Origin of the sequence: Mesonia sp. K7 (genome assembly GCF_003233725.1) — a bacterium.
Taxonomy (GTDB): Bacteria; Bacteroidota; Bacteroidia; order Flavobacteriales; family Flavobacteriaceae; genus Mesonia.
Genome location: NZ_QKQV01000009.1, coordinates 81,724 through 99,760 on the forward strand (window position 1 = coordinate 81,724; position 18,037 = coordinate 99,760).

The following is an 18,037-nucleotide window of genomic DNA, read 5'->3' on the forward strand; positions in this document are numbered from 1 at the left end:
ATAATTAGAGTCTTGAAGTGTTTTTATAAATTATTAGCTATTGCTTCAGCGAGTTGCTGCATTTCTTCAGGAGAAACCTTGTCTTTGGTCTGAAAAGTAGCATCGCTCATTGTTCTTAGTGGAATAAGGTGTACGTGTACATGCGGAACTTCTAACCCAATAACGCTCATCCCTATTCGCTTACAATCGACGGTTTTACGAAGCGCCAAGGCTACTCTTCTTGAAAACTGCATCAATTCTACATAGGTGTTTTCCTCTAAATCAAAAATTTTATCGACTTCCTGCTTTGGAATACAAAGAGTGTGGCCTTTGCTATTTGGGTTAACATCTAGAAAAGCCAAAAACTTATCGGTTTCGGCTACTTTATAGGAAGGTATTTCTCCGTTAACTATTTTTGTAAATATACTTGCCATAATTTTTATTTTTTTAAATTCTTACATCAAAAGCATCACGAATGGCATTGCCAATGAGCATAAAAGTCATCACCAAACTCATAATTGCCAAACCAGGAATAATTGCCAAATAAGGTTTGCCTAAGATAATATAGTTGTAGTGATCTTTGATTATCGAGCCCCAACTTGGCATGGGCGGTTGTGCTCCTATTCCGAGGAAACTCAAACCGCTTTCTATTAAAATAGCTGCTGCGAAATTGGCTGCAGAAATGACAATGACAGGCGCCAAAATATTAGGTAAAATATGTGTTTTGATGATTCTAAAATCGGTGTAACCTAAAGTTCTTGCAGCCGTAACATACTGCATTTTTTTTACACTCATCACTTGCCCGCGAACAACTCTCGCTACTTCTACCCACATCGTCAAACCTACGGCAATAAAGACCTGCCAAAAACCTTTACCGAGAGCCAAAGTGATAGCAATCACCAAAAGCAAAGTTGGTATCGACCACGTCACGTTGATGAGCCACATAATGAGCTGATCTATTTTTCCTCCAAAATAACCTGCTATTGCACCAAGTGTCATGCCTATCAATAACGAAATAAAAACTGCTACAAACCCAATGGAAATCGAAATACGCATGCCGACCAACATTCTACTGAGCATATCACGGCCAAATTTATCTGTACCGAGCAAAAAGGTTTTCTCTTCGATAAGTTTTTCTTCTACTTCTTGCCAGTTTTTATAACCTTCAAAGTTTTCACTTAAAGTGAAAATTTTAGACATTCCTACTTCGTTTTCGCCTACATAAGGCTCCACAACCAATTCGTTATTTTCTATTTTGTAGTCGGAAATAGGGATTTGCTCAACTACATTTTTCTTTCCGAAAAAGTATTCGGAAAAAGTGGTTTCTGGAAGCTCTTTAGAATCCAGCGTAAGCATTTTTACGGTAAATCCCGGACTTTTAGAGTGAATTGCCAATTGCATTTGGTTGGCATTTTCTGAATCATCTGGAATGATAAGGTAAGCAAAAACGGCTATCACAAAACACAGTGCGAGATACGCTAAACTAAAAACGCCCCAAAAGTCTTTTTTAAACTTCTGAAGCGCTATTTGTGTGAGTGAATTGCCTTTTTGAGCCATCAAAAATTAGTCTTTTAGATTGGCAACTTTTTTTTGTTTGATGTTGTTAAGCTTTAAATCTTCCAACACGTGAATGGCTTCTTCTACATATACATCTTTACTTAGATTTTCGTGCCAACGCTTTCTCTTTTCTGCCAAAGTAGTATCCGCAGCTATTTTTTCTAATTCGTAAGGTAAAGAAGTAAAGGTAAGATTGGTAGTATAATCTGATATTGCATCAAAATGTTTTGCAACTTCTTCATCCTGTTCAATATCATTTTTATAAGCTTCGTAATTTAATGAAAACTCTGTCTCATCACGTTGTGTTTTTATCCATCTAGCATGCTCGTCTATTAGCCTTAATTGCTCGTTATTACTCATTCTGATTTTGCTACTTTCTATTGCATCTTTATAATCGATATAACCATCCCAAACCTTATAGGTTGCAGGTTGAATCTGATCCCAAGGCAATGGGTTATCGGTATCTCTTTCGCCTAAATCAATATAACTGTAACGATCTGGAACGACCACATCACTTTTTACACCTTCTAATTGGGTAGAACCACCGTTTACACGATAGAATTTCTGACGGGTAAGTTTTAATGCTCCCATATCACCAAAGTCGCTGTTGCGAACCCATCTATTTAAATCAATAATCCCTTGTACAGTACCTTTTCCGTAAGTTTGCTTACTTCCTAAGACAATAGCTCGCTTGTAGTCTTGCATCGCTGCGGCTAAAATTTCTGAAGCCGAAGCTGAAAGCTCGTTGACTAAAATTACTAATGGCCCATCCCAGAGAATTTCATCGTCTTCGTCTTCTAAAATTTCTCTGTTTCCGTTACCCGATTTTACTTGTACAACTGGACCTTCTTCGATAAATAAACCTGCAATTTCTACCACCGCAGAAAGCGAACCTCCACCATTATTTCTTAAGTCGATTACCAATCCTTCCATATCTTGTTTTTTCAACTCGATAATTTCGTTACGGATATCGGTTGCAGCGTTTCTTCCGCTGGCATCTTCCATATCAAAATAGAATTTTGGGAGATTGATCAATCCGTAATTTCTATTGTTTTTCTTTACCATCGAAGACTTGGCAAAAGTTTCTTCTAATTCTACAATGTCTCTTGTAATCGAAATTTCTTCAATCTCTCCAGAAACTTTTTTTACTGTAAGGTGCACTATTGTTCCTTTTGGGCCTTTGATGAGGCTTACTGCATCGTCTAAAGGCATTCCGGTAATACTTACTGCTTCTTTTTCTTTGTCTTGACGAACTTTCATAATCTCATCGCCTACTTCTAACTCTTCGCCACGCCATGCTGGACCTCCCGAAATAACATCTACAATAGTAATGTTATCCATCTTTTTCTGAAGGCGAGCTCCTATGCCTTCTATTTTACCCGACATTTGTTGGTCGAAACGTTCTTTGTCTTGGGGTGCAAAATAAAATGTGTGTGGATCGAACTCTTCTACAATTGCATTGACATAAATGCCGAACCAATCTTTTCTATCGAGGTCTTTTACTAAGTTGTAAAATTCATCTAAAGATTTTTTACTGGTTTCTCTTGCTTCTTTTTCGAGTTCGGTATCCGATTGTATTTGATATGTATTATCATCCTCCTTTTTTAAATTTTCATCTTCTTTTAACTCATAATAGGTAACAAGTGTAGAAAATTTAAGTTGCTTTCGCCATCTTTCCCTGAGTTCTCTTTTGCTGCTGGCAAATTGGTCTTTTTCGTAATCTGCATTAATGGTTTCGTTTTTTGAAAAATCGAAAGGTTGTTCTAAAATCTCTTGGTAATACGCTTTTGATTCTTCCATACGCTGTGTAATAAGCTGATGCGACAACTTAAAAAACTCTATTTTATGATTTTCTATTTCGTCGTCTATCAAATGTTCGTATGCTTTTAGCTTATCGATATCTTCTTGTATAAAATAACGCTTACGCGGATCTAAAGCATTGACATAACGCTCAAAAACATTTTCAGAAAAATTGTCGTTGATGTCTTTAGGAGAATAATGCCCACGACTCAACACAAAAGAGATCAACTCTATGAGTACTTCGTCTTTATCTGAGTCTGGGTCAAATTTTTTGGTGGTGAAGCTACAAGAGGCTACTGCCAATAATAAGCCCAATAGAAAAATCTTATAATTCCTTTTCATAAATCTTTTTATTTTCTTTATCATTATTCACACATAAAAAATTATGCCACACCAGGGTAAAACCCGATGTTTTTTGTTGTTATTTATCTTAAGTGCTAAATGTAGTCATTTTTTTGCAAGCTGGGTAATTAAAATATCATAAGATATCTATAAAACTCATCTCATAAAAAAGTAAACATAATTCTGTATTTTAGCATCAAAATAAATTTATGGTAAAGAAAAAACCGCTGATTTTAGTCACTAATGATGACGGAATTACTGCTCCCGGCATTCGCCACTTGATAAAAATCATGAAAACTTTGGGTGAGGTTGTGGTCGTTGCTCCCGATAGTCCGCAGAGTGGAATGGGTCACGCCATCACCATTAACGATAATCTCTATTGTGATCCGGTGAAAGTGAAAGAAAGCGAAAACCATAAAGAATATAGTTGTTCTGGAACACCCGCTGATTGTGTAAAAATTGCCAAACAAGAAATTCTCAAAAGAAAACCTGATTTATGTGTGAGCGGTATCAATCACGGTTCTAACTCATCAATCAATGTGATTTATTCAGGAACAATGAGCGCCGCGGTAGAAGCAGGTACCGAAGGTATTCCTGCCATAGGTTTTTCTTTGTTAGACTATTCGCTAACCGCAGATTTTGAGCCTTCTACTAAATTTATTAAAATCATCACACAGAATGTGTTGGCCAATGGTTTACCAAAAGGGGTTGTGCTAAATGTAAACATTCCTAAACTAACTGAAAAACAGATGAAAGGAATTAAAGTTTGTCGTCAAGCCAAAGCACATTGGGTAGAAAAATTCGATAAAAGAACCAATCCGCAAGGAAGAGATTATTATTGGCTTACGGGCGAATTCGTCAACGAAGACAAAGGCGAAGACACCGATGAATGGGCGTTGGAAAACGGCTATGTTTCTGTGGTTCCTGTTCAGTTTGATTTAACTGCACATCATTTTATTCAAGATTTAAACACCTGGAATTTCCATGATTAAAAAAGAACTTTTTATTGGGGTTTTAATTGCACTCATAGTAACTATCGCAGGCATATTTATCTATTGCACCTTATTTCTTTCTTCATATGAATTTGTGGAAGCTTTAAAAATAGCCGAACAAAATGATCGTCTGGGAAGTGTAATTGCACTTGGTGCTTTAGCTAATTTCCTTCCGTTTTTTGTTTTTTTAAAAAAGAACCAAATTTACAGAGCAAGAGGAGTTGTGATGTTTTGCCTCTTACTGGTGTTGTTTATTTTATTAGTCAATTTTAGCCTTATTCCTAATCTCTTTTAGATGAAATATTACTTGATTGCAGGCGAAGCTTCAGGAGATCTACACGGTTCAAACTTGATGAAAGCGCTTTTAAGATTAGACGCTCAAGCGGAATTTCGTTTTTGGGGCGGCGATTTGATGCAGCAAGTTGGTGGAAATCTGGTAAAACATTACCGTGATTTAGCATTTATGGGATTTGTAGAAGTACTGGCAAATATCAATACCATTTTTAAAAACATTAACCACTGCAAAAAAGATATTGAAGCTTTTCAGCCCGATGCCATTATTTTTATCGATTATCCAGGGTTTAATTTTAGGATTATGAAATGGGCAAAACAACAAGGTTATGCAACCCATTATTATATTTCGCCACAAATCTGGGCTTGGAAAGAAAACCGCATCAAAGCTATCAAAAGAGATGTCGATGAGATGTATGTGATATTGCCTTTCGAAAAAGATTTTTACGAAGAAAAACACGATTTTCCAGTACACTTTGTAGGTCATCCGTTATTAGATGCGATAGAAAACCGCAAAGAAATCCGCGAAAGCGAATTTATCGCCCAACACCAATTGGTTGATAAACCTATCATCGCTCTTTTGCCCGGCAGCAGAAAGCAGGAGATTGCCAAAATGCTGGAAACCATGCTAAAAGTAACCCGTAAGTTTCCCGATTATCAGTTTGTGATTGCGGGTGCGCCAAGTCAAGAAACCGAGTATTACGAACAATTTTTGAAAAAAAACAAAGTTTCTTTAGTGATGAACGCAACCTACGATTTGTTGAGTGTGGCTCACGCTGCTTTGGTAACTTCGGGAACGGCAACTTTAGAAACCGCACTTTTTGAAGTCCCTGAAGTGGTTTGCTATAAAGGCAGTACTATTTCTTACCAAATTGCCAAACGTGTGATTAACTTAAATTACATTTCTTTGGTGAACCTGATTATGGACAAAGAAGTGGTCAAAGAATTGATACAATCTGAATTTAATGAAAAGAAACTCACACAAGAACTAGAAAAAATATTATCGGCAGAACCTAGAAAACAAATGTTAGAAAACTACAAAAGCTTACGCGAAAAATTGGGCGGAAGTGGTGCCAGCCAAAAAACTGCAGAACTTATTGTAAATTCTATAAACCATAAAAATGCTTAAAAAAACTATCTATTTTTTGCTCGCCATTATTATAACTTCCTGTGGTTCACAACGAGATTTCGCCATCAACGAAAAAGGAAAAGCCACTTCTTACCGAGAAGAAATAAGCAAAACAGCACAAAAAGTAACCGACTATGCCTTGCAATTTCAGGGTGTCAAATATAAATATGGCGGCACTAACAAAAAAGGAATGGATTGTTCGGGCTTGGTCTACACGTCTTTTTTAAGCGAAAATATAGAATTACCTAGAATCTCTCGTGACATGGCAAAGCAAGGCATGGCTATTCGCACACAAGATATCAAAGTAGGTGATTTGGTGTTTTTTAGTACCAGCCGATCAAGCAATCGTATCAACCATGTGGGTTTAGTGGTTGAAATTCTTCCGGGAAGTGTCAATTTTATTCATTCAACTTCATCTTTGGGCGTAATTGTTTCTTCGCTCAACGAAAAATATTGGAATGCGGCATATGTCACTGCGCGTAGGATTTTGTGATTTGTCATTGATTATAATCTCCGAGAAACCAGAAATAAGCAATCTAATTCTTAAATAAAAGAGTATTTCATCGCTTCTCTCTTCGCAGTGACGTAAAATAACACTCACCTGAAATCACACAACTCGCAGATTTTGAGTAACTTTCTCTTATGAAACTGCTCAATATTCCTATCATTATCATTGTGCTTACACTCCTTTTTGGAGTGATTTTAGGCTATATGTTGCAAATCTCTTGGATAGGATTGACTATTTTGTTAGGCATTTCTTTCACTTTCGTGGGAATTTTACATTTTTCTTATCAGAAGTATTTACCTCAAAAAGTTTTACACTATTTCTACTTTTTACCCTTTTTGGTAATAGGCATTTTTATAACTAAAATTCACCAAGAGCAACAACATCAAGTTGCTATAAAATATAATGAGCAAGACTACTACCACCTTAAGGTAAAAGACCAGCTAAAATCAAACAACTATACGCATAATTATATTGCTGAAGCAAGAAGCGCTTCAGGTTCTAATGAAGTGTTTGATATTTTGCTCAGTAATTTTCACGATGGCGAAAAGGCAATCTTAAAAATTGGAGATCAGATTTATATCAAATCGGCGATCAGTAAAATTACAAAACCTAAAATTCCGCATCAATTTGATTATGGTGAACACCTCCACAAGAAACACGTTTACGGACAAATTATTTTTGAAGAAAATGAGATTATTATAAAGGAGTCCGTAAAAAACTTAAATACAATAAGTGCTGATATTAGAGATCAAATAGAAACAAAACTTCAAGAAAATGGTTTCGAACCTTCTGAGATCAACTTTATCAATGCGATTGTTTTAGGGCAGAAAAAAGAGCTTTCTAAAGATGTTTACAATAGCTTTGTAGATGCAGGTGTGATTCATATTCTTGCGGTTTCTGGACTTCATGTAGGTTTGATTTTATTAATCCTAAACTTTATTTTCAAACCGCTTCGCCGAAACAAATTTTCTAATATTCTTGTTACTTTTAGTATCATTGCCATGCTCTGGTTTTATGCCTTTTTGGTGGGCTTTTCGCCTTCTATCAATCGAGCGGTCTTAATGTTTTCGTTTTTGAGTTTGGCGACAATTTTTAAACGAAAAACACATACGCTAAATCTACTGGCCCTTTCTGCTATTTTGCTTATTGTAATCAACCCGTGCGTAATTTACAGCATTGGGTTTCAGTTGAGTTATGCCGCTGTTTTTAGTATCGTGACGTTGCATCCTGTTGTTTACCAGAAACTGAAAAGTAAAAACAAAGCCTTTAATTATTTTACCAATATCTTTTGTGTAACCCTGACAGCACAAATTGGAGTTTTGCCCATTAGTTTGTATTATTTTCACCAGTTCCCCGCCTTATTTTTAGTAAGCAATTTGGTGATTCTACCTGTGCTCATTTTTATTTTGGGAGGTCTTATCCTCACAATAATTTGCAGTTTATGGTTTAGATTATCTGATTTGTGGGTCGAAACAATAGAATGGATTATTCAGCAATTGCTTCGATTTATTCGTTTTATTTCTTCGAAAGACAGTTTGGTATTCGATCAGGTTTATTTTTCTAAAACCATGCTTTTATTGGCTATCGCTGCCCTACTTTTTGCTGTTTTTGCCTATTACCAAAAGCGAGTAGGTCTTTTATTTTTATCACTACTTTGTATCATTTTAATGGAATTATCTTATTTGAAAGACTATCTTCATCTACAAAATGAGAATCACTTTTATGTTTTTCATGAAAGTAAAAACAGTATGTTCGCTCAACAAAAGGGACATCGTATTTTATTCTATGGAAATAATCTTAAACCCTATCGCTATAAAAATATGCTGATTGAAGAACAGCTGAACCAGATTGTAATTGATAGTAGTATAAAAAACATCTTTGCTATTGACGATAAGAAAATCTTAGTGATTGACAGTTCATCGGTTTATCTTCCAGCGAAAGCTTTAGAAATAGATTTTTTGGTGCTGAAAAACTCCCCGAAAGTAAATTTGGAGCGAGTGATTTCCGATATACAACCGAGTTATATTATTGCCGATGGGAGTAATTATTTTTCTTATGTCAACCGCTGGAAAGCAACAGCTAGAAATAAAAAAGTCCCCTTTCATTATACCTATGAAAAAGGGACTTTTGTCATTGATTATTGAACATCTTAGCACATTTTCAACATCAATCTTCTAATTCTTAAAGGTACCTTTAAATTTAGATCGGTACGCATTCCATTGTTCTGTTGTGGTTACTTCTTTGTAATCGTTAGATGCAATCATCTTCAGGTAAATTTCCAACATTTCTGGAGTATGATAACCTGTTATTGGTGTAATGATATTGGCTTTTTCATCAAAAAATACCATACTTGGGTAGGCCGAAACCTGCAAGGCTTCTGCAAATTGGTGCTGCGCATTTCTACCTCTTCTGTTTGCTTGATAACGCGGGTTCGTATAAGATTTACCTTCATAATTGACCTCTTCTGTACCTTCAGCATTAAACTTTACCGCATAGTAATGCTTGTTGATGTAGTTGATCACATCTCTATTACTAAACGTGTTTCTATCTAGCATTTTACAAGGTCCACACCAGGTAGTATAAACATCTACAAAGATTTTTTTAGGGTTTTTTTCTTGTGCTTCCAAAGCTTCGTTCATCGTCATCCAATTGATTTCTTGTGAAAAAGTAACCGAGGTGATGAGGAGACCGAATAGTATAAGTAATTTTTTCATAGCCAATGTAAATCAAATATCATTCCAACTTGATTGTGGTGATAACGAAGAATTACCGAAATTATTTTACGCCGTGCATCAGTTTCTTTAAGATTGGGTTTAAAGCTCCTACCAAAACTCCTGCTAAAATAGGTACAATGGTAAAAATCAAAAAGAAGGTAGAAAGGTTGTATTCTTTAGTAATATTTTCGATCTGACCACCCAATACCGCTGCCAGTTTATTTCCAATAGCAATGGCCAAGTACCACATTCCAAACATCAATGCAATCATTCTTGCTGGTACCAATTTACTCACATAAGAAAGTCCTACAGGTGACAAGCAGAGTTCTCCCAATGTATGGAATAGGTACGCCAAAATAAGCCAAATCATACTCACTTTCATAGTTCCTGAAACGCCATTGGCACCCCAAGCTAAAAGTCCGAAACCTATACCCATAATAATTAAACCCAACGCATATTTGGTTGCCGCCGAAGGATTATATTTACTCTCCCACCATTTGGAAAAGAAAGAAGCAAATACAATGATAAAGAAAGAGTTTAAGATACTGAACCAAGATACTGTAATTTCTACTTCGTTTTCTTTTATCTCTTGTACGGTTGCTGGAACCACACCGTTATCTTTATCGAGTGCTTTTCCGTTTTCTCTTGCAATGGCTAGTCTTTCTTCGCTAAGATAAGCATAAGTAGTTCCATCATTATCTTTAGTAATCATATTGATCTGCTGTCCTACGCTTAAGTCTATAGGTTCTGCTATAGAAACGGTGCGCTCTACTACCTTATCGGTATCGGCCACTTGGGTTTCTTCAGAGACAGGCACATATTTGGTCACTGCTTCACCGGCTTCATTTGTAGTGGTGGTTTCGATTGCTCGATAACTTACTTCATAGGCTTTTGAGTTATAATCTCTGTTAAGCATCCAACCTACCAATACCCACATAAAAGCAAAACAAACCACTAACACAATATTGGAGTAAGGTATTTTGTTAAATGTTTTTTTCCATAATAGGTATAATACCCATGTGATGATTAGTAAAGGTATAACCGTGAGTAATGTGTTGACGATATTAAAAATAGTTGCTGCACTTCCGCTTAGCATTCTATCTACGTTATCTCTTGCAAAAACAATTAATGATGATGCTCCTTGCTCAAAAGACAACCAAAAGAAGACCGTAAAAAAAGCGAAGATAATAAAAGCCAACATTCTGTCTCTTACAATGGCAGAATACCTAAAAATCCTACTGATCACTAAAAACAAAAACAGCCCTAAACCTATTAAAACAGCTACGTATTGTCCTTCAAGAGCACCCGTTTGCAAGGCAGAGAACATATCTATGTTTGCAATTTTCGACATCGGGTCATTAATCGCGTAGCCTAAACCAATAATCGAACAAATCACAATGAGTATTTTATCTAAAGTCGTAAACGGATTTGGTTTTTCTTCTACTTCCTTTTCCTCTAAATCTGCGATTGAATTATCGGCATCCTGCACATCTTCTATTTCTACCACTTTTGCTGGTTTTGCACCAATGTTACCAAAAAGATTACCAGAGAACCAAAACTGAAGTGTTCCCAACAACATAAAGATTCCGGCGAGACCAAAACCATAAGACCAACCTACTTTTTCGGCTAAATATCCACAAAGCATCATTCCGAAGAACGCCCCTGCATTAACTCCCATATAAAAAATGGTGTATGCACCGTCTTTTTTCTCTGGATTCTTCTTATACATTTCAGAAATGATAGAGGTAATGTTAGGTTTAAAGAAACCTGTTCCGATAACCAATAAAGCTAAACCTACGTATAGTGAGAGTTCTGTCTCTAAAGCCATAGAAGCATGACCCAAAGTCATAATAATCGCACCAATGATAACAGCCCAACGATACCCTGTAAGTTTATCGGCAATGATTCCTCCCAAAATAGGTGTGATGTATAAAAGCATGGCATATGTACCAAAAAGGGCACCCGCATTTTCTACCGACCATTCCCAACCTGGATTATAGCCAATGGCTGCCATCGTTAAGAAATTAACCAATAAAACGCGCATTCCGTAAAACGAAAAGCGTTCCCACATTTCGGTAAAAAATAAAACAAATAATCCTCCTGGATGTCCTAAGACTTTGTCTTTAAATAAGTTTTGAATATCTGTGCTCATTATTAAATATTATCGTTTATATCTGAATCTGCTATTTCGTATGGTTCATTATCTTTTTCGTCATTATCAATCTTTCTTTCATTATCTTCTGCTCCGTGAGTTAGTTTTTTCAGTTTTTTAAGAAAAAGAATTAAAAGTAACCCAAAAGCTACTGTAAAGATGGTTAACCACATAAAGGTTTGATACTCTTGCTCGCTTTGCTCTTCTTCCAACACAAAAGAAACACCATAATTTTTACCATCACCTCTATTTTTTATAACTTGTGCTGCATCTTTGTCTTTTTCAAAAACTAAATTTGCATGATAAGGATTAGATGAGGTAATGTTATTTTCCTCTAAGGATGTTTTTAACTCATCGAGTCGGTCATTATTTTCTATATCAAAAAGATAGTTGAGTTTTTTTGTGCTGTTTAGCTCATTAAATACAAGTTGCCCTCCTTCTAGGTAGACTTCACTTTTTATACTAAAGTTTTTATCTAAATTAATTGGATAATCATAAACCTTTACAACTTTCTTTTCTTCATTTTTTATTTCAATAGAGTCTTTTTGCATAAACGGCATAACTTCCTGCTTCGTTACTATCATCTCCGATGTATATGGCTCTAATTGTGCTGATTCTCCAATACTTCCTGCCAGTTTATTTCCAAAACCTGTCGCTGCAAAATACACACCCATCATAATTGAAGCATATTTTAACGGTGCCAATTTTGTAATAAAAGATAGCGCCACAGGAGATGTACATAATTCACCAATAGTATGAAATAGGTAAGCTAAAAATATCCAAACCATAGCAGCTTTACCGAAAACTTCGGCACTTGCTTCTTGAGAGGCAAACATCATAAACACATAGCCCAGCCCCATAATGATGGTACCTATTGCCATTTTAAATAAAGAAGAAGCTTCTTTTCCTTTTTTCTTCATCCATATCCAGAAACCACCTACCAAAGTTCCGAAAATAATAATATAGCCTGCATTTAAAGATTGAAATACAGCTGCTGGTATTTCTTCTAACCAATTTAAACCAATCGTTCTATCTACTTTGGCATCTGTGTAAAGGTTCATCAAACCTCCAGCCTGTTCAAAGGCGCCCCAAAACACAACTACAATCAAGAAAGAAATCAGTAATACAATAACTCTATCTTTCTCTATTTTGGTGAGTGGTCTTTTAGCTGCTGCCCTTTCTGCTTCAGAAACTTGACTACCCCCTGTATATTCTCCTACTCCTTTTAAATACTTTTGCCCCCACACATAAACAATTTGTCCTAACAACATTCCTATTCCCGCCAGACCAAAGCCATAATGCCAACCATAATAATAAGCGACCAAACCTACTGAAATGCTTGCTAAAAAGGCTCCAATATTAATTCCTATATAAAAGATTGTAAATCCGCTATCGCGTCTTATATCTCCTTCTTTATACAAACCACCCACCATGGTCGAAATGTTAGGTTTTAAACCTCCGACTCCTAGGATAATAAGAATCAGTCCGGTGAAAAAAGCCCAATCTTGTGGAATAGCCAAAACTCCGTGACCGAAACAGAGTAAAACTCCACCCAACATTACTGTTTTTTTCTGTCCTAAAAATTTATCAGCAATCCATCCTCCAGGAATCGACGCCACATAGACCAACATGGTATACCAACCATAAAGCCAAATAGCATCTTTATTTGTCCAACCCAAACCTGGATCTATTGCGGTTGCAGAGGTAGCCATATATAAAACGAGAATACCTCGCATTCCGTAGTAACTGAAACGTTCCCACATTTCAGTGAAGAATAATATAAATAAGCCTACTGGGTGTCCGAAAATTTCTTTTCGAGTGCTTGGTGTGTTTGTTGTAGACATCATATGCTTTTTTAGATTATAAGTTTTCTTTAATAAAATTGGTCATTTTGGTATAGAGGTGCAATCGTGTGTTGCCTCCGTAAATACCGTGGTTTTTATCTGGATAGATCGCCCAATCAAACTGTTTGTTGGCTTGTATTAAAGCATCAATCATTTGCATGGTATTTTGTACGTGTACATTATCATCGGCACTTCCGTGGACAATTAAATATGCCCCTTTGAGTTTATCGACGTGATTGATTGGCGAATTGTCATCATATCCCGAAGCATTTTCTTGCGGAGTCGTCATGTATCTTTCGGTGTAAATGGTATCGTAAAAACGCCAGCTCGTTACCGGAGCAACTGCAATAGCCATTTTAAAAACATCATTGCCTTTTAGAATCGCATTGGAAGACATAAAACCACCGTAACTCCAACCCCATATTCCGATACGGTTTTCGTCGATATAACTTCTTTCGCCTAATTCTTTGGCAGCATCAATCTGATCTTCGAGTTCGTACTTCCCTAATTCTTTCTGCGTAAGTTTTTTGAAATCGGCTCCTTTAAAACCAGTTCCTCTTCCATCAACACAAACGACTACGTAACCTTCATTTGCTAATAATTGATACCAATAATCGTTGGTTGAAAAATAGGTGTTGCTTACCGATTGCGAACCTGGACCAGAATACTGGTACATGAGCATAGGGTATTTTTTATTTTCATCAAAATCAGTAGGTTTGATCATCCACATGTTCAAATCGTTTCCATTGATGTGAATAGTTGAAAATTCTTTTCGCGAGAAACCATAAGCTTTATTATGCTCTAACAATGCTTGGTTATCTTTTATTTTACGTACTACTTTTCCGTTATCAGAACTTACCAATGTAAACTCATTTGGTGTTGTGGCATTTGAAAAGGTGTTGATAAAGTAGGTGAAATCAGCACTAAAATCGGCATCGTTGGTTCCCGTTTTTTGGGTGAGTTTTGCCTTATTTTTCCCATTGGCACGAATGCTAAACACATCACGGTTAATACTTCCGTTTTCGGTACTTTGGTAAAAAATACGCCCTGTTTTTTTATCAAAACCGTAATACTGTGTCACTTCCCAATCACCAGCAGTCACTTGATTGATCAGTTTTCCGTTTTTATCGTAATGGTAAATGTGATTCCAACCGTCTTTTTCGCTCGTCCAGATAAAACTATTGTCGTTTAAAAAAGTAAGATTGTCGGTTACATCGATATAAGCCTTGTTTTTTTCAGAAAGTACGGTTTTACTCTGATTTGTTTTGGTATCTACAAACACCAAATCAAGTTCGTTTTGGTGACGATTCATCAAATGTACACTCAACACATTATCGTCATTGGTCCATTTGATTCTCGGGATGTATTCATACTCTTTTGCAAACGCTACTTCGTTGGTCTTTTTTGCTTCTAAATCGTGAATAAACAAACGCACTTCAGCATTTTTCTCTCCCGCTTTTGGGTATTTAAAAACGTGTTGCCCAGGATATAATTGATTACCGTAGCTTCCGTACATATCCATCGAAAACTCCGGAACTTCGGTTTCGTCAAAACGTAAATAGGCAATTTTATCTCCTGTTTTATTCCAAGCAAAAGCCCTTACAAAAGCAAATTCTTCTTCGTAAACCCAATCGGTTACACCATTGATGATTTTATTTACCACACCATCTTTAGTGATTTGATGTGTATTTCCATTGCCTAAATCTTTTACATAAATATTATTTTCGAAGACATAAGCTACTTTCGAACCATCTGGCGAAAACTGTGGTGACTGTACTTTTTCATCGGCCACTTTGGTCACTTTTTTAGAAGCAATATCATACACAAAATAAACACCTTTAGAAGATCTTCTAAAAATAGGTTCAACATCAGTACCTATTAACATTTTGTTTTCATCATCACTTAAGGCATAGGTTTGCATATAAGTGATTTCTTTTACTTCATTACTAGAAATAAGCGTTCTGGTCTTTTTTCCTGTTTCGTAGCTGTAAACATCTACGCTTAAATTTCTAGTACTTCTATCAAAATTTTGGACGGCATACTCTTTTCCGTTGTCTAATGATCGTAGTGATTGCAAGTACTCTTGTTGAAACTCTCCCGACCATATCTCTCCTAACGTAACTTTTTTATTTTGAGCCTGTAAAAGATAAAAACTAAGGAATAAAAAAAGAAAGGAAGGATAGATTACCGATTTTTTCATAAAGGTTTAAATTTTCAAATTTCAAGTTTACTAAAATTTCCTTAAAAACAGGTAATTTTGTGTGTTAAATACTAAGGAATTGTTAATAAATGAACCCGGCTTAGAAGTGAAAAAATAAATTTTAAGCTGAATAAAACCGCAAATTGTATCTTTGCCCAACAGATTTTCGTTTTTTATGAAAGAGATTACCGGATTTTCAAAATTCAACAAACAACAAAAGATAGATTGGCTTACCCAAACTTTTTTTAACGATAGTGAAAAAGCCCAGAAAATATTAAAGCAGTATTGGAACGAAGACCAGAAACTCCAAAAACTGCACGACGAGTTTACCGAAAATACCCTCAGCAATTTTTATTTGCCTTTTGGGATCGCTCCCAATTTTCTCATCAACGGAAACTTTCACACGTTGCCGATGACCATCGAAGAAAGTTCAGTAATTGCTGCCGCCAGTAATGCGGCTAAATTCTGGAGCAAACGTGGTGGTTTTTCTGCTAAAGTAAAAAACACGACCAAAATTGGTCACGTACATTTCTTTTTTTACGGAAACCCTGAAGCCTTGGCTACTTTTTTCGAAGAAACAAAGCCAGCCATTATCGAAACCTTAAAACCCATTACCGAAAACATGGAGAAAAGGGGTGGTGGTTTGCTTTCGTTGGCTCTGATCGATAAAACCAACGCCTTAGAAAATTATTATCAAATCGAAGCGAAATTTGAGACTTTAGATGCCATGGGCGCCAATTTCATCAACACTTGTTTAGAAGAAATTGCTGCAAAACTTTACCAAGAAGCCAAAAACAGTTTCGGCTATACCGATGAACAACCCTTGCTTAAAATTAGCATGAGTATTTTGTCTAATTATGTACCGGAATGTATCGCTTACGCGGAAGTAAACTATCCGGCAGATCAGTTGCTAGACGACAAAGAAAGTTCGCTTAAGTTTGCCCAGGATTTTGTAAAAGCCGTACAAATTGCAAAAGTTGAACCTTACCGAGCTGTCACACACAACAAAGGCATTATGAATGGGATTGATGCTGTTGTTTTAGCTACCGGAAACGATTTTAGAGCCGTAGAAGCTGGCGTTCACGCTTATGCTTCGCGTAACGGAAGTTACAGCAGCTTGACACAAGCCCGTATCGAAAACAATCAATTTATATTTTCAATAGAAATCCCTTTGGCTCTGGGAACCGTTGGTGGCTTAACGAGTTTACATCCGTTGGTTAAATTGGCTTTAGAAATGTTGGGCAACCCAACCGCAAAACAGTTGATGCAAATTGTTGCTGTCGCTGGGTTGGCACAAAATTTTGCCGCCGTAAAGTCTTTGATTACTACGGGAATTCAAGAAGGACATATGAAAATGCACCTGATGAATATTTTAAACCAGTTTGAGGCAACCGAGAGCGAAAAAAACACTATTGTCAAACTTTTTGAAAGCAGACCTGTTTCTCACAGTTCGGTAGTAGAAGCTTTAGAAAATTTACGTAATGAACAAAAAGTGCTTTAGAGCCAATGGCAAATTATTGCTTACCGCAGAATATTTGGTGTTAGACCATGCTAAAGCCATTGCCTTGCCTACAAAATTGGGGCAAACGCTTGAAGTAGAAATGCTTAAAGACCAATTTATCATTTGGGAAAGTTTTTTACCCCAACAACAAAAATGGAATTCGGCAACTTTTAAGATTTCATCACAAACAATAGAAATTGAAAGCGAAAAAAATGAGTTTTCGCTTCAGCTACAACAAATACTTCAAGTACTTTTAGATGCCAAGCCTATTCTTTTCCGTGAAAAAGGTTATCATTTTACCACACATTTAGAATTTGACAAAAACTGGGGACTTGGCTCTTCATCTACACTCATCTACAATTTGGCAACTTGGGCCAACATCAACCCCTATCTTTTGTTGGAAAAAACTTTTGGAGGAAGTGGTTATGATATCGCTTGCGCTGGAATAGATCAACCTATTTTCTACCAACGAAATGGCATACAACCAAAAATTGAAGTGACTGAGTTTAGACCAAATTTTTCTGATCAATTGTTTTTTGTGTACCTCAATCAAAAAAAGAATAGTCGGGAAGCCATAAAGCATTATCAGCAATTAGATGCAAGGACGAAGCAAGAGGCAATCACAAAAATCAATCGTATTTCTGAAGAGGTTTTAAGCCCTGTACTTGCTTTGAGCGAATTTGAAAACCTGATCACACAGCACGAAATCATTCTCTCAGAGGTTTTGGAACTTCCAACCATCAAGCAACAGCTCTTTTCTGATTACCCAAAAGCGATTAAAAGTCTTGGTGCTTGGGGCGGCGATTTTATCCTGGCTACGGGTAATCAAGAACAACAATCTTATTTTATTAAGAAAGGTTACCATACTGTAATTCCTTTTAAGGAAATGATTCTATTATGAAGGTTATCATCGAACCACATTTAAAACAACGCATAGGTATTCAAAATAGCAAGGTAAGGTTTCAAGGTTGTCAAGCTGTTAGGCACGATGATCATATTCATCTACAGGTAAAATAAGTGCATAAAAA

General features: G+C 36.3%; 14 protein-coding genes. 7 read left to right on the forward strand and 7 right to left on the reverse strand.

All coding sequences use genetic code 11. The features are described from left to right. Nucleotides 1-23: 23 nt before the first annotated feature. The 3 genes from DNG35_RS07950 to DNG35_RS07960 are packed head-to-tail and all read right to left on the reverse strand — an operon-like array spanning nucleotide 24 to nucleotide 3,678. The gene (locus tag DNG35_RS07950; RefSeq protein WP_111127628.1) at nucleotides 24-413 is read right to left on the reverse strand and encodes an HIT family protein; all 390 of its coding nucleotides are present in this window, start codon (nucleotides 411-413) and stop codon (nucleotides 24-26) included. Nucleotides 414-426: 13 nt separating this feature from the next. Next, nucleotides 427-1,536: an ABC transporter permease gene (locus DNG35_RS07955; RefSeq protein WP_111127630.1), complete on the reverse strand. Its 1,110-nt coding sequence runs from the start codon at nucleotides 1,534-1,536 to the stop codon at nucleotides 427-429. 6 nt (nucleotides 1,537-1,542) lie between these two features. Next, entirely contained in the window at nucleotides 1,543-3,678 is a 2,136-nt protein-coding gene (locus DNG35_RS07960) for a carboxy terminal-processing peptidase (protein ID WP_111127632.1), read from the reverse strand. A 209-nt stretch (nucleotides 3,679-3,887) separates the two neighbouring features. Between DNG35_RS07960 and surE the strand changes: the two genes are divergently transcribed. The 5 genes from surE to DNG35_RS07985 all read left to right on the forward strand — a co-directional run bounded on the left by surE (nucleotide 3,888) and on the right by DNG35_RS07985 (nucleotide 8,742). Next, nucleotides 3,888-4,670, forward strand: coding sequence for a 5'/3'-nucleotidase SurE (gene surE, locus DNG35_RS07965; RefSeq protein ID WP_111127634.1), 783 nt, complete (start codon nucleotides 3,888-3,890; stop codon nucleotides 4,668-4,670). Next, nucleotides 4,663-4,965 (forward strand): hypothetical protein, encoded by a 303-nt coding sequence (locus DNG35_RS07970; RefSeq protein ID WP_111127636.1) that lies wholly within the window; start codon nucleotides 4,663-4,665, stop codon nucleotides 4,963-4,965. The genes surE and DNG35_RS07970 overlap by 8 nt, the downstream gene beginning before the upstream one ends. Continuing rightward, entirely contained in the window at nucleotides 4,966-6,090 is a 1,125-nt protein-coding gene (lpxB, locus tag DNG35_RS07975; RefSeq protein ID WP_111127638.1) for a lipid-A-disaccharide synthase, read from the forward strand. Further along, nucleotides 6,083-6,583: a C40 family peptidase gene (locus tag DNG35_RS07980; protein ID WP_111127640.1), complete on the forward strand. Its 501-nt coding sequence runs from the start codon at nucleotides 6,083-6,085 to the stop codon at nucleotides 6,581-6,583. The genes lpxB and DNG35_RS07980 overlap by 8 nt, the downstream gene beginning before the upstream one ends. 149 nt (nucleotides 6,584-6,732) lie before the next feature. Then, entirely contained in the window at nucleotides 6,733-8,742 is a 2,010-nt protein-coding gene (locus DNG35_RS07985; RefSeq protein WP_111127642.1) for a ComEC/Rec2 family competence protein, read from the forward strand. Nucleotides 8,743-8,772: 30 nt separating this feature from the next. Here DNG35_RS07985 and DNG35_RS07990 read toward each other — a convergent pair whose 3' ends face one another. The 4 genes from DNG35_RS07990 to DNG35_RS08005 all read right to left on the reverse strand — a co-directional run bounded on the left by DNG35_RS07990 (nucleotide 8,773) and on the right by DNG35_RS08005 (nucleotide 15,508). Further along, a complete protein-coding gene (locus DNG35_RS07990; RefSeq protein ID WP_111127644.1) occupies nucleotides 8,773-9,312 on the reverse strand; it encodes a thioredoxin fold domain-containing protein in 540 nt (179 codons plus the stop codon). Between the two features lie 61 nt (nucleotides 9,313-9,373). After that, nucleotides 9,374-11,464 carry a peptide MFS transporter gene (locus DNG35_RS07995; RefSeq protein WP_111127646.1) on the reverse strand — a complete coding sequence of 697 codons (2,091 nt, stop codon included), beginning with the start codon at nucleotides 11,462-11,464 and terminating at the stop codon, nucleotides 9,374-9,376. 2 nt (nucleotides 11,465-11,466) lie between these two features. Beyond that, complete coding sequence (locus tag DNG35_RS08000) at nucleotides 11,467-13,308, reverse strand: peptide MFS transporter (protein WP_111127648.1); 1,842 nt, start codon at nucleotides 13,306-13,308, stop codon at nucleotides 11,467-11,469. Between the two features lie 16 nt (nucleotides 13,309-13,324). Further along, nucleotides 13,325-15,508 (reverse strand): S9 family peptidase, encoded by a 2,184-nt coding sequence (locus tag DNG35_RS08005; protein ID WP_111127650.1) that lies wholly within the window; start codon nucleotides 15,506-15,508, stop codon nucleotides 13,325-13,327. Nucleotides 15,509-15,683: 175 nt separating this feature from the next. On the opposite strand from DNG35_RS08005, the gene DNG35_RS08010 reads away from it, so the two are divergent. Next, nucleotides 15,684-17,009, forward strand: coding sequence for a hydroxymethylglutaryl-CoA reductase, degradative (locus tag DNG35_RS08010; RefSeq protein ID WP_111127652.1), 1,326 nt, complete (start codon nucleotides 15,684-15,686; stop codon nucleotides 17,007-17,009). Then, nucleotides 16,990-17,910, forward strand: coding sequence for a GYDIA family GHMP kinase (locus tag DNG35_RS08015; RefSeq protein ID WP_111127654.1), 921 nt, complete (start codon nucleotides 16,990-16,992; stop codon nucleotides 17,908-17,910). The genes DNG35_RS08010 and DNG35_RS08015 overlap by 20 nt, the downstream gene beginning before the upstream one ends. Nucleotides 17,911-18,037: the final 127 nt, after the last annotated feature.

Coding starts and splice junctions, on each gene's coding strand:
- DNG35_RS07950 (WP_111127628.1), bottom strand. CDS start 413: ATGGCAAGTATATTTACAAAAATAGTTAACGGAGAAATACCTTCCTAT.
- DNG35_RS07955 (WP_111127630.1), bottom strand. CDS start 1,536: ATGGCTCAAAAAGGCAATTCACTCACACAAATAGCGCTTCAGAAGTTT.
- DNG35_RS07960 (WP_111127632.1), bottom strand. CDS start 3,678: ATGAAAAGGAATTATAAGATTTTTCTATTGGGCTTATTATTGGCAGTA.
- surE (WP_111127634.1), top strand. CDS start 3,888: ATGGTAAAGAAAAAACCGCTGATTTTAGTCACTAATGATGACGGAATT.
- DNG35_RS07970 (WP_111127636.1), top strand. CDS start 4,663: ATGATTAAAAAAGAACTTTTTATTGGGGTTTTAATTGCACTCATAGTA.
- lpxB (WP_111127638.1), top strand. CDS start 4,966: ATGAAATATTACTTGATTGCAGGCGAAGCTTCAGGAGATCTACACGGT.
- DNG35_RS07980 (WP_111127640.1), top strand. CDS start 6,083: ATGCTTAAAAAAACTATCTATTTTTTGCTCGCCATTATTATAACTTCC.
- DNG35_RS07985 (WP_111127642.1), top strand. CDS start 6,733: ATGAAACTGCTCAATATTCCTATCATTATCATTGTGCTTACACTCCTT.
- DNG35_RS07990 (WP_111127644.1), bottom strand. CDS start 9,312: ATGAAAAAATTACTTATACTATTCGGTCTCCTCATCACCTCGGTTACT.
- DNG35_RS07995 (WP_111127646.1), bottom strand. CDS start 11,464: ATGAGCACAGATATTCAAAACTTATTTAAAGACAAAGTCTTAGGACAT.
- DNG35_RS08000 (WP_111127648.1), bottom strand. CDS start 13,308: ATGTCTACAACAAACACACCAAGCACTCGAAAAGAAATTTTCGGACAC.
- DNG35_RS08005 (WP_111127650.1), bottom strand. CDS start 15,508: ATGAAAAAATCGGTAATCTATCCTTCCTTTCTTTTTTTATTCCTTAGT.
- DNG35_RS08010 (WP_111127652.1), top strand. CDS start 15,684: ATGAAAGAGATTACCGGATTTTCAAAATTCAACAAACAACAAAAGATA.
- DNG35_RS08015 (WP_111127654.1), top strand. CDS start 16,990: ATGAACAAAAAGTGCTTTAGAGCCAATGGCAAATTATTGCTTACCGCA.